10 protein-coding genes are annotated in these 12,258 nt (G+C 58.4%); 4 read left to right on the top strand and 6 right to left on the bottom strand.

Annotated elements, in window-relative coordinates; translation table 11 throughout:
• Nucleotides 1–254: 254 nt before the first annotated feature.
• Entirely contained in the window at nucleotides 255–527 is a 273-nt protein-coding gene (locus tag ACV1FX_RS31930) for a hypothetical protein (protein WP_473121513.1), read from the bottom strand.
• On the opposite strand from ACV1FX_RS31930, the gene ACV1FX_RS31935 reads away from it, so the two are divergent.
• Nucleotides 518–1,492 carry a tyrosine-type recombinase/integrase gene (locus ACV1FX_RS31935; protein WP_473121514.1) on the top strand — a complete coding sequence of 325 codons (975 nt, stop codon included), beginning with the start codon at nucleotides 518–520 and terminating at the stop codon, nucleotides 1,490–1,492. The genes ACV1FX_RS31930 and ACV1FX_RS31935 overlap by 10 nt on opposite strands.
• Before the next feature lie 1,482 nt (nucleotides 1,493–2,974).
• A complete protein-coding gene (locus tag ACV1FX_RS31940) occupies nucleotides 2,975–3,277 on the top strand; it encodes a DUF6894 family protein (RefSeq protein ID WP_473121515.1) in 303 nt (100 codons plus the stop codon).
• Nucleotides 3,278–3,493: 216 nt separating this feature from the next.
• Here the strand turns inward: ACV1FX_RS31940 and ACV1FX_RS31945 are convergent, their stop codons facing one another.
• The 5 genes from ACV1FX_RS31945 to ACV1FX_RS31965 all read right to left on the bottom strand — a co-directional run bounded on the left by ACV1FX_RS31945 (nucleotide 3,494) and on the right by ACV1FX_RS31965 (nucleotide 10,018).
• On the bottom strand, nucleotides 3,494–3,937 hold the full coding sequence (locus tag ACV1FX_RS31945) for a hypothetical protein (protein ID WP_473121516.1): 444 nt from the start codon (nucleotides 3,935–3,937) through the stop codon (nucleotides 3,494–3,496).
• Between the two features lie 222 nt (nucleotides 3,938–4,159).
• Nucleotides 4,160–5,716, bottom strand: a complete 1,557-nt coding sequence (locus ACV1FX_RS31950) for an AMP-binding protein (RefSeq protein ID WP_473121517.1) — start codon at nucleotides 5,714–5,716, stop codon at nucleotides 4,160–4,162.
• A gap of 83 nt (nucleotides 5,717–5,799) precedes the next feature.
• Nucleotides 5,800–6,771 carry an NAD(P)H-dependent flavin oxidoreductase gene (locus ACV1FX_RS31955; protein WP_473121518.1) on the bottom strand — a complete coding sequence of 324 codons (972 nt, stop codon included), beginning with the start codon at nucleotides 6,769–6,771 and terminating at the stop codon, nucleotides 5,800–5,802.
• Nucleotides 6,772–6,868: 97 nt separating this feature from the next.
• Entirely contained in the window at nucleotides 6,869–8,083 is a 1,215-nt protein-coding gene (locus ACV1FX_RS31960) for an ABC transporter substrate-binding protein (RefSeq protein ID WP_473121519.1), read from the bottom strand.
• A 528-nt stretch (nucleotides 8,084–8,611) separates the two neighbouring features.
• A complete protein-coding gene (locus ACV1FX_RS31965; protein WP_473121520.1) occupies nucleotides 8,612–10,018 on the bottom strand; it encodes a helix-turn-helix domain-containing protein in 1,407 nt (468 codons plus the stop codon).
• Between ACV1FX_RS31965 and ACV1FX_RS31970 the strand changes: the two genes are divergently transcribed.
• Both ACV1FX_RS31970 and ACV1FX_RS31975 read left to right on the top strand, forming a co-directional pair.
• The gene (locus ACV1FX_RS31970; RefSeq protein ID WP_473121521.1) at nucleotides 10,012–10,731 is read left to right on the top strand and encodes a biotin transporter BioY; all 720 of its coding nucleotides are present in this window, start codon (nucleotides 10,012–10,014) and stop codon (nucleotides 10,729–10,731) included. The genes ACV1FX_RS31965 and ACV1FX_RS31970 overlap by 7 nt on opposite strands.
• Complete coding sequence (locus tag ACV1FX_RS31975) at nucleotides 10,724–12,256, top strand: acyl-CoA carboxylase subunit beta (RefSeq protein ID WP_473121522.1); 1,533 nt, start codon at nucleotides 10,724–10,726, stop codon at nucleotides 12,254–12,256. The genes ACV1FX_RS31970 and ACV1FX_RS31975 overlap by 8 nt, the downstream gene beginning before the upstream one ends.
• Nucleotides 12,257–12,258: the final 2 nt, after the last annotated feature.

Here is a 12,258-nt window from a genome sequence, read left to right on the forward strand (position 1 = left end):
AAGCTGATGTACCTGTGGACGGCCGGCATTCGACCCGCGGCTGGATGATAGAAGCCGGATGAAGCGCGAGTTTCATGTCCGGATTCGTGAGGGCGGAGAGGTGAAATTCCTCTCCGCTACTCGACTGATGATCGTGTCGCCGCGATCCTGAAAGCCGTCGTGTCGCCGATCAGCACCGCAGACTTTCCGCCCGTCGATCTGGTCGGCTCGATTCGGAGCCTCAGTCCCGGTGCCGCCGCAGGGAAACTGTTCGATCATCCGAGTGCGTTGAAACTGACTTGAAGGGCGTTCGCCAGATCAGCGTTCCTCATGTTGCCAACTTCCCGCCGCAGCCGGTTTTCGTCGGCGATCCAAGCATCGCGAAGGAAGATCAAACCGGCTTGGCGGAAAAAGATGCCCCCGCGGAAGAGAGGAGCGATGATGTCTTGGACACGATTGCGGAAGGCGGCACGCTGGCTCCATTCGGACAGTTCACTCTTCCACGCATCGATAATTTCTTTTGGAACGCGTTCGAGCAATGCGGGCATTTGTCGGGAAGCTCTCCTCAAATACATCGCCCGCAAGATGGCATGCTGGGCTGTTGCATGCTCAGGCAGAAACGAGAACTGCACAGATTTCGGAGCGAGACCTGAAGGCGCGATGCAAGCCCATCCGAGGCATGGAGCTCACCAACATCACAGTGAACGACGTGCTGGGGATTCTGTCTCCCATCTGGATGACGATCAACCGCACGGCCCGCGAAACGCGCAGCCGGATTGAGCGCGTGCTTGACGCCGCCGAGGCCAGGGGCTTTCGGTCGGGGAAAAACCCCGCGATGTGGAAGACCTTGAAGCCGCTCTTGCCAAAGTCGAAGCGGTCGAAGCGTCATCATAGGGCTGCGCCCTACAAGGACGTCCCTAGAATCGTCCAGATGCTGCAAGCCAAGCACGACGGGGCCGATACAACGGTCAATCTCGCAGCTGAATACATCATCTTGACGGCGGTGCGGACCGGCGAGGCTCGATTGATGCGCGTGCGCGAGGTGAACTTCGCGGAGCGGCTTTGGACCATCCCGGCGGAGCGGATGAAGACAGAAGACCACCCCGAAGGCCAAGATTTCGAAGTACCGCTCTGCGACCGCGCAATCGAAATCCTGAACGCCGTCATCCCAAAGAATGCGGCTCGCGATGCCTACATGTTTGCCGGACAATGGTCAAAGGACCATACGAAGCCGCTTGGCATGAATGCCGTGCTCCACGCGCTCAAGGCGGTTTATCCCGCGATGACCACGCATGGCTGCCGGTCCAGCTTCCGCGATTGGGCGGGTGACGAAACGCGTTTCGAGCGCGAAATTGCGGAAATGGCATTGGCCCACAAGGTGGGCGATGAGACAGAGCAGGCCTACCGCCGTGGCAATGCGTTGAAGAAGCGGCGGCACTTGATGGACGCTTGGGGCCGATACGTCGCAAGCGGTTCTAACGTGATCCGATTTGCTCGTCGGGAGTCAATATAGCTCCTCCCGGCATCAGCACCGGTTTTCGGCTTAGCAGCCATCATTCGATTGCGAGCGAATGGACCGCTCGCATGAAGCGCATAGCAAATCTCGTGACTGGCTTGCTAGATCATTTCCCCGGCACATACCAGAGCATCGCCGAAGTATCCCCGCATCCTCCCATGGCTCTCGAGTGGTTGGATTGGGCGGTCGCCCGAGAGCAGCCGCCGAGCAACTGACTTTCCGACATCAGATCAGCTATTGCCACAATCACTCGTGAGGCGGATCCGGACGACGCATGTGCGAGGTTGGATCCATCCGATACCGGACACCAACCAGCACGCGGCGCTGGTGCCGGGCTAGTAGTTGTCCTTCCGAGAGCAGCTTGCCCGTAATCCCGACGATCTTACGGGTGTGAGCGTACTGGCGCGGCCGATATCGCTGCCGTCGGTGAATGAGCTCAACCATTGCTGTCCGGGCCGAGCTCTCCCGACTGAGGCTTCAGCCTTTGAGTGCAGGCAGACGGCGGGTCCTCGTCCAAGGAAGCGCGTGCATGACGAAGGCCGGCCTGACGAAACAGGCCTTGCGCTGCAATCTGGACAAGTAGCTCGACTTAGAACAGACCGGGGCTCAGATCTAACCCATACGTCATTGCAGCCGCCAGCGAGAGTAGCAGGCCGATCCCGCAAAAAATAACAAGCGTTTTAAGTGTTTCAACATCAACGTTCGTTCCGGTCGTGCGGGATAGTACCTTAGCTATTTCCGCAATCATTGCTCAACTCCGAAGGGCGACGCAGTTGCCGTTCTTGTAGGTCGATTTTCAAGTTCGTTTCGAGGCCGGCAAAGTTCGTAGATACCGCGAACGCCTGCCGCCGGGTCGACTTGAATTGCCTTATTCGTTCCAGGAAGTTGCACACCAAGACGAAGAAGCCCCCTCCGCCGCCCGACGATAATTAGAACCGTTCCTGTGTTCGCACTATGCGTTTTTGCGTTGGCCGTGCAGTATTTGTGCTCTGAGTCAGGTGTGTGGCGCGGGAAAGCGTCATTGACCTAAGCTCGAGGAATTGGCGCGCAATGCTTAGGCGGCCTACAAAACGCAGCCGCTCAAGCATCTCAATCCTATAATCGTTTGCGTCCTCATCGCCGCGAGGCGGCGAGCGGCTCCCTAATCGTGCCGGAAAAATGCATTTGTTCATAGCAACAGCAGTGCACTCGATTCAAATAATAATCTATGTGTTGGCCGGACAGGCGGTGACGGCAGCGAACGCTGCTCTCACTCTGCGATGCAATCGAGCGCGATGCATGTCCAATCACGACCTTGTCTCGGGAAGTCTCCTGGCGCTGACAGCGTCTGGCATTGCGCTCCTTTGCTCTAGTCCGCTCGCCTTTGCCTTGATTTAAAGCCAACATACCGACTGCCTTTGACGCGGCAGGAAATGATTGGCGCTCGGCCACGCAGCAGAGCCTCACAGGCAGATCACCTGAAACTGCACGAGTTGTTCGATGATCTCTGGTGAGTCGGTTGCAATGAAGAGATACTATTTTGATATCCGCGACGGTAGCCAATTCATCCGTGACGATGAAGGAGTAGAGCTGCCGGACATCGGGTCTGCACGGCACGAGGCGAGCGCAGCGCTTTCGGAAATAACCCGCGAATGGAGGAGAGGCGGGCCCCAGCATCAAATGGCTGTTGAGGTTCGCGATGATCGTGGCCCAATCTTGAAGGCAAGATTTAGCTTCGGGATCGAAGAGCCCGACCTGACAGCCCCCGATTGGAATCGAAATGCAGTATCGGACGCCGATTGACCGTCGAATTCGCGGATCTATAAGTACGCTCGTGCAGCCAAGGCCCATCCCAGGGCCTCCTCGATCTGAGACCTCAGGCGATCCAGCACGTCCTTCCATGCCGCTCTTAAGTCAAGTCGGCGTTGTCGCCAACGTCAAGCTGCACCAAAAGCCTGAAACGGCTTTCCATCTCTGATGCCCAGGAACCGCGCCAGCCATTGGGACCGTAGGCGTCAATTATGAAGCGTCCTTGCCCGGCTCGTCGCGCCTAAGCTGTTGCTGCTTGTATTCTGCTTTGACGGCAGGATCATCGTTGCTCCCCCGAACGATATCGGCATCGCCGGCACTGCCATCAAGGCCTTTGGTCGCCGCTATATGCTCTTTAAGGTCGGGCAGGACGAATGTATGGCTCAAGATACTTGTCGAGGATGCTCTTGCCGGGATCGTCGAGCTCTTTCGTGAGCGCTTGCAGGTATTCGGTCTTGTCGGTCGAAGCCCAATCGATGCTGAAGCCGGGGCGTTGTGCCAAGACCGTGTGAATGCCATGATCGTCCGCCCATTGCCGTCCAGAAACGGATGTCCGTGGGCGAGATAGCCCATGATCTCTCCAGGCTTCGGATTGTTGCCGATCTTCAAAGCATGCTCGATCGCGTTTTGAATGTACTTGGGATGTGCGAACAAAACGCCGCCCCGGCTTACGGCGGCTTGGCGCCGACGGCCTGGAACAATTGTGGCCCCCGGAGCCCCTGCTGGCTTCTGAAATGGTTCCGATGAGACTTACGCGGGCGTGCTCCAGAACGTGGCATCAATTTCTTGCTGTTTGCCGGTCGAACGTAGTTCAAGAAAAAGGCGCGTCACCGGCATCATATGGCGGTCGGCCGAAGGGGTGCCTTGCTGAGCGGGCTATCCGACCATGCGATCGCGTCCTGTCCAGAAGTTTGCTCGTAGAATCTTCTTGTCGACTTTTCCGACGCCGGTCATCGGCAACTGTTTGACAAACTGGACTTGCTTCGGCGCATGAGCAGAGCCCTTGCGTGATTTGACCAGGTTGATCAACTCGTCCGGACTGGGGTTTGAACCTTCGCGCGGAACGATGATCGCGGTGACTGCCTCTCCCCATTTTTCGTCGGGAATGCCCACCACCGCGACCATCGCGACATCTGAATGCTCCGACAGGACGTCTTCAATCTCACGCGGGAAGATGTTGAAACCACCGGAAACGATCATGTCCTTCTTGCGATCAAGGATGAACATGTAACCACGCTCGTCTTGGCGAGCGATGTCGCCGGTATGCAGCCAGCCGTTTTTCAGCGTTTCGGCCGTGACGTGGGGCTGTTTCCAGTATTCCGCCATCACATGCGGTGCTCGAACGCAGATTTCCCCCGCTTCGCCCGTTACCACCTCTTGATTGTCGTCGTCAAGAATCTTGACGTCGCACGATGATATCGGGAAGCCGCAGGACAAAAATAGCTCCGGCGTCTTCGGATCGTGATCGGCTTTTCGCAGCACCGAAACAGGATAGCACTCGGTCTGTCCATAAAGCTGAGAGAAGACAGGTCCGATCCGCTCGATGCCTTCGACCAGGCGGCTCGTGGACATCGCGGATGCGCCATATAGCAACAGCTCCAGTGATGAAAGGTCGGTTCTGGAAAGCGCGGGATGATCGAGTAGCACATAGATCATGGTCGGCACGAAGAGTGTGAAGTTGATACGCTCACGCTGGATCGTCAGCAGCACAGCTTCCGGATCGAATCCTTTCAGCAAGTGAACAGTGCCGCCGGTCATCAAGGTCGGAAGCACCTTGGTTCCTGCGACATGGCTGATCGGAGCGGCGGCAAGATACCGAGCTGCCTCCGGAATCTCGAAGTCGGCCAGGATCGCGCCGGCAAAGCCGCCATATTGGCGGTGGTATCGAAGCGCTCCTTTCGATCTCCCTGTGGTCCCGCCCGTGTAGTTGAGAATTGCGATGTCGTCGGGTCCGGCGAAGCTGCGCGGGGTTACGTGTCCGACGGCTTCGATGGCCTTCAGCAGATCGGTACCGTATTGAGCGCGACCTACGGTAAACACCGCTTTCAGCCCGGCGGCGCTCGCCGCGAGCTCGCCGCCTCGATCGTGGAACGCAGCCGCGTCGACGACCAGTATCGCGGACTCTGAGTCCTCAAGCTGAAATAGTTGATCTTGAAGGGAGCCGAGCGGGTGCAGCCAAGTCATGCCCAACCTGGCGAGCTGCGCCGCGACGCCCGCGCACCACATGTCTGCCCGGTTGGCGGTCAGGAGTGCGACGCGCGATCCTGGAGGCAGATTCATCTGCATAAAGACGCTCTGCATGCGTCCGATCAGATCGAAAGCGCCTCGATAGCTCAGTGTCCCCTCCGGCCAGCTAAGGGCTGTTCGGGAGGGGTAGCGTGCGAGCGCTCGCAGGGTTTGCTCGCAGACCGTAGGGAAAGCGTGGAGTGACATGTTTCCACCTCGTCTTGGTTGTTTCTTTTCTGGCCCTACTCATCCAAGGAAGCTGGGCGAAGTCTTCGTTTGCGGGGCGCGGATCATCGCGCCCGGCCGGCACCGCGGAACTCCGTGATGGTCTGCGCGATCAAATCATCAACGGACAGGATATTTCTGACTCCGGAAGTTGAATGCCCGCCGCTCCAGATGTCCCGCCACCTCTTCGGTCGAGCTTCCCGCGCGGCGATGTCGATGTCGTTGCCGATTTCGATCGAACCGTGTTGCGGCAGGTTGTCCGGATCGAGGCCCGCTGCTTCGATCGATGGCCTCAGCATGTTGGTCTGCAATCCCGTGAAAGCGGTAGTCAGAAGGATATCGTCCGCAGAGCTCTCTACGAGCATCTGCTTGTGTCTCTGATCAGCCATGCTCTCGCGAGTCGCGATGAACTTCGTTCCCATGTAAGCGAGATCACAGCCCAGTGCCTGCGCCGCTCGCAGAGCGACACCGTCGCTAATGCCGCCGGCGAGCACGATCACACCGTCGAAAAACGTGCGGACTGCGCGGACGAACGCGAACGGATTGAGCCAGCCGGTCTGGCCGCCAGCCCCCGCCGTCAACAGCACGAGACCGTCAACGCCTGCTTCTGCTGCTCGTTCTGCGTGCCGAATGGACGCCACATCGGCGAGAACCAACGCACCCGAGTCCCGGAGCGGCTGCAGTATCGGTTTAGGGGACCCAACCGATGTGATGACCATCTCCGGCTGGTGCTTAAGGACAACCTGCAGATCGTCTGCGAGGCGAGCATTGGACTTATGGACGATCAGATTTGGGCAGACCGGCGCATGTCGTCTCCCGGCCTCGCAGTCGTGGCGGTGCAGGCGGTCGTTGATCCGGGTTAGCCAGTCATCGAGCTCGTCGGCGCTGCGGCAATTCACCGTCGGAAACGAACCGATCACGCCGTTTCGGCTGGCCGCGACGACCAGCTCGATGCCCGAGACGAGAAACATCGGGGCTGCGATCAAGGGCAAGGCTAGGCGATCCCGAAACGGTGCCAGTTGCTTCGACGAGTCCACCTTCTCTCCTAACGATCGCATTTGGTAAGTAGCCATCTGAGAATGGAGGGTAGCCAAAAGCCGCACGGACTTCCAAATCCGTGCGGTTCGGATGCGCCTAGTTGGACAACCTGCCTTCTATGATCGGACCAAAAGTGACCCAATTGTCTCCTTCAAACTTCATCAACTGCATCTGTTCGATCGGGAAATGATCGGTAGGCGACGTGTTGAGAGTGATTCCGGGTAGCAAAGTCGAGGGTGCGAAACCATTCAGGCTTTCGGAGACCTTCATGATGTTCTCCCGGGTCAGATTATCCCCCGCCTGCTCGAGAATATATTGCAGCGTTTGAAGAGCTGCATAGGAGTAAGTAACGAGACTGCTATTCCGGTCTGCATCAGGTGCATACTTCTGCAAGAAGCGTTCGCATTCCTGAATGCCAGGGTCGTCCTTCCAACGAGGGTCTGTCGGGTCTTTGTAATACCCTGCGCTGATGATGCCTTGCGCGTAATTGAGGCCGGCTGGTTTGATCACCGCTCCTACGGAGCTCGAAACGTTGTTGAGGATATGGACAGGCTTCCAATCCAACTCTCCCATCTTCCGAATCGCCATCGCGGCAAACTTGGGCTGGCTGAGATTGAGCAGCAGATCTGCTCCTGACGCCTTCAGCTTGACGATCTGCGAATCGATCGTGGGGTCGCTAAAGTCGTAGGTCGCCTCAGCGACGATCATCGAGGTCTTGTCGCCGAGCCCGTCCTTGACGCCTTTGTATATATCTTTGCCGTACTCGTCGTTGACGACGAGGACGGCCACCTTGGCGGTGGGATGCTCCTTTACAATCCATTTTGCATAGATTCGCCCTTCCGATTGATAGGATGCATTGAAGGGCATCGTCCACGGAAACGCTTTCGGATCCTCGCCGAACCTCGTGCCCCCGGTGGCGAGCATGAGCTGCGGCACCTTCTTCTGGTTCATGTACTTCATGATGGCAAGATTCGGTGGAACGCCGAGCGTCTGGTAGAGGAATAGGACTTCGTCGCTTTCAACCAGCTTGCGGGCCTGCTCGACCGTCTTCGGTGGGCTGTAGGCGTCGTCATATGAGATCCAATTGATCTTCCGTCCGTGGATTCCGCCCTTTTCGTTGATCATCGTCACGTAGGCGGAAGCGATCTTTCCCACGATGGCGTAGGCGGAAGCGGGTCCGCTGTAGGGCAGGATATTTCCGATCTTGATCTCGGTATCGCTCGCGCCCGGGCCGTACTGCTTCTGGGCAAATGCTTCGTGCGAACCGATTGTGATGCCGGCGGCGACGGCAAAAAGTATCAAACCACGCATATTCAGCGCTCCTCCTGTCTCGTTTTTGCTTGATCGTTTGGACGCCTAGACGTCCGGCAGCTCTCTCAAAGCGGCGCCATTGTCGTTGTTGACTTCGGCATCAAAGCTTCTTCTGGTGCTGAAATTATCATGCAATATCAAGGTATTGCAGATATTTTACAGCAAGAAAAATTATGACACTGACATCATGTTACTAGAGTTGGGCTTTTGGTCAAGCACGCTGCCCGTGCGCGTGTTCTCAACTCGCTACTAAAGTGGAGGCACAACTGATGACTGCCGTAATCGAAAAGCTCGAAGTTCGGCGCGCCGGAGCCAAGCTTGGCGGCAGCAAGAAGCGCATCGAGGCCCAGCATGTCCGCGGCAAGCGGTCGCGCCCGGCATGATCCGGGCGGCCAAGATTGTCCTACGCGCGAGAAAGTCCGCTCCGTCCCCGACGTTCTCGCAGGCCTGTCAGACGCGAACCCGAATTGACGCCTCTAGGTCTCGCTTCGAGTCTCACGCAGAGATCAGCGGGCCGATATTCAGGACTTAGGAAATTTCATACGGCAGAACGTTTCGCCGATTGCGGTGGACCGTTAGCCTGCTTTTCAATGGAGGAACGGCGCGTTGCGCACAATCCGCACGTTCGCAGATGCGACAAGAGATTCCGATCGGATCGTAAGCGCCTTTGCTCGTCAGATCGAGTCCATCGGCATACACGAAATCTCGTGCGTAGGAGATTTCACATCCGAGGGCGATCGCATAGCGCGGCCGCAGCGTTCCGAACCCACCGTGTCCTTTGGCGAGTTCGGTCGCGATGCAGAGAAAGCGCACGCCGTCCGGTGTCTCGGCGAGCTGCCGAATGATGCGGCTCGGTGACTCGAACGCTTGATGTACATTCCATAGCGGGCACGCTGCGCCATAGCGCGCGAACTGCAATTTCGCCGCGCTATGGCGCTTTGTGATATTTCCCGCGCGGTCAACGCGCGCAAAAAAGACTGGTACGCCCTTTTGACCCGGCCGTTGTAGCGTGGAGAGCCGGTGGGCAACTTGCTCCAGGCTCGCGCCGAAGCGGGCCGCGATCAGGTCAAGGTCATGGCGCAACTCTTTCGAAGTTGTGAGGAATGCCTGATACGGCAGGATCAGCGCCCCTGCATAATAGTTGCGCAAGCCGGCCTTGCACACCTCGCGCCCGTCAGCAGTGCGAAACTCGGCGCGTTTCGCAATTTTTTCAATCTGGTCTTCTTGCTCGAGCGCGGCGATCTGAAACGCCATTTGAAAGCTGCGGGTCGCGGCAGGCAGATATGGGCTCAAGAAGAGGGTTCGTGATGCAGTGTCGAAACGCCTTAAGAAGCTGTCGCCAGGATCCGTTCTCCGGATCAGCACGCCGTGTCGGTTCTCCAAATGCTTTGCGAGCGCTGCGTTTGCGTCGCTGTTGGCGATGTCGAGCTCGAGTGCCAGACTCTCGGCTGAAACGTCGAGATCGTGAACATAGTTGTCGATGAAGTGAAAGAAGTCGCGAACCTCCTCATAGGGGGTTGGTTCGGTGCTCCAGCCGCCGATGTGGTCATCCAGGCTTGCGAGTTGTTCGCTATTGCGCCGGTAAGCCTGATGGCAACTGAGCAGCGCCTGCGCAAAGCTGGGTGCGTTCTGAACGACGAGCTTCAGTTCCTGGAGGCTGGGGGAGTGGGGGGAGAAAACGGGATCGGCCAATGCTTCCGATAGCATTGCGATGAGCCGATCGCTGTCGTTCGTCGATATGGAACTGAGATCTATCCCAAATCGCTCGGCCAGAAGAACCAGAACCGAGGCCGAGACCGATCGCTGGTTGTTCTCGATCTGGTTTATATAACTAACGGAAATACCTAATCTTTCCGCGAATGCCGTCTGAGTCAGCTTCGCCGCTTCGCGGACCTCGCGAACCCTTCGGCCGATATAGAGCTTGCCAGTTGACATTTTTGCAGCTTCGCAATTTACGTTTTGCAAATTTGTATCATGTGCAGTTGTGCCTCTTCAAGCCTTTCGCGAAGGCGCTTTGCCTCGTACGGAGACCGCTCCGTTCTCCAATCGAGCTCATGATGACGATTTACAATCCTGGCGTGCTCCGCAGCGCACCGCGCCGCATTTGCTTCGACTTGGCGATGGTCGTAAGTGCTTCGCTGCTCATTGCCGTCTCAGCGAAGGTTCAGGTCCCGTTCTATCCGGTGCCAATGACCATGCAGACCTTCGTGGTCTTCGGCATCAGCCTGACCCTCGGTCCGATCCGAGGCGGTCTTGCCGTACTCGCCTATCTTTTCGAGGGCATTGCAGGGTTTCCTGTCTTTGCCGGCTCTCCCGAAAAGGGCATCGGTCTCGCCTACATTCTGGGACCGACGGGTGGCTACCTGCTCGCTTGTCTCCCGGCAGCGCTGTTGGCTGGCTACCTCGCTGAGCGCGATCGGAATGGCACATTCCTCTCGATCGTAGCGAGCGCCGGGGTCTTCCTGGCAACTATTTATGTTTCGGGTCTCCTATGGCTTGGGATCGTCATCGGCTTCGATGCCCCACTGCTTCAGCTCGGCTTCTTTCCATTCATCACCGCTGACTTGCTGAAAGTGACTGCAGTCGCCCTCGCATTCCACTTCTCACGAGGTTGGACGAACAACGGCCGGGGCCAAGCCGATGCTTGAAGTGATCGAAATGCTCGAAGACCGTCGTGCCGGCGCAAAGCTCGGCGGCGGCGAGAAGCGCATCGAGGCGCAGCACGCCCGCGGCAAGCTGACCGCGCGCGAGCGCATCGAGCTCTTGCTCGACAAGGGATCGTTCGAGGAGTTCGACATGTTCGTCGAGCATCGCTCCATCGAGTTCGGCATGGAGAAGAGCAAGGTGCCGGGCGATGGCGTCGTCACCGGCTGGGGCACCGTCAATGGCCGCAAGACCTTCGTGTTCGCCAAGGATTTCACCGTGTTCGGCGGCTCGCTGTCCGAGACCCACGCGCTGAAGATCACAAAGCTCCAGGACATGGCGATGAAGGCGAGGGCGCCGATCATCGGCCTCTATGACGCCGGCGGCGCGCGCATCCAGGAGGGCGTCGCGGCGCTTGCGGGCTATTCCTACGTCTTCCGCCGCAACGTCATCGCCTCCGGCGTGATCCCGCAGATCTCCGTCATCATGGGCCCCTGCGCCGGCGGCGACGTCTATTCGCCGGCGATGACCGACTTCATCTTCATGGTGAAGAACACCAGCTACATGTTCGTTACCGGCCCCGACGTCGTGAAGACCGTGACCAACGAGGTCGTCACCGCCGAAGAGCTGGGAGGCGCCTCCGTGCACGCCACGCGCTCCTCGATCTCCGACGGCGCGTTCGAGAACGACGTCGAGGCGATCCTCCAGATGCGCCGCCTGATCGACTTCCTGCCCTCGAACAACTCGGACGGCGTGCCGGAATGGCCGAGCTTCGATTCGATCGAGCGGATCGACATGTCGCTGGACACGCTGATCCCCGACAATCCGAACAAGCCCTACGACATGAAGGAGCTGGTCCTGAAGGTCGTGGACGAGGGCGACTTCTTCGAGATCTCGGAGGCCTTCGCCAGGAACATCGTCACCGGCTTCGGCCGCATCGCGGGCCGCACCGTCGGCTTCGTCGCCAACCAGCCGATGGTGCTCGCCGGCGTGCTCGACAGCGATGCGTCACGGAAGGCGGCGCGCTTCGTTCGCTTCTGCGACGCCTTCAACATCCCGATCGTGACCTTCGTCGACGTGCCGGGTTTCCTGCCGGGCACCGCGCAGGAATATGGCGGCCTGATCAAGCACGGCGCAAAGCTGCTGTTCGCCTACTCGCAATGCACCGTGCCGCTGGTGACGATCATCACCCGCAAGGCCTATGGCGGCGCCTTCGACGTCATGGCGTCCAAGGAGATCGGCGCCGACATGAACTACGCCTGGCCGACCGCCCAGATCGCCGTGATGGGTGCCAAGGGCGCGGTGGAGATCATCTTCCGCGCAGATATCGGCGACCCCGACAAGATCGCGGCGCGAACGAAGGAATACGAGGACCGCTTCCTGTCACCGTTCATTGCGGCGGAGCGCGGCTACATCGACGACGTCATCATGCCGCATTCGACGCGGCGGCGGATCGCCCGGGCACTGGCGATGCTCAAGGACAAGAAGGTGGAGATGCCCGTGAAGAAGCACGATAATTTGCCGTTGTGAGA

The organism is Bradyrhizobium ingae, assembly GCF_055791185.1.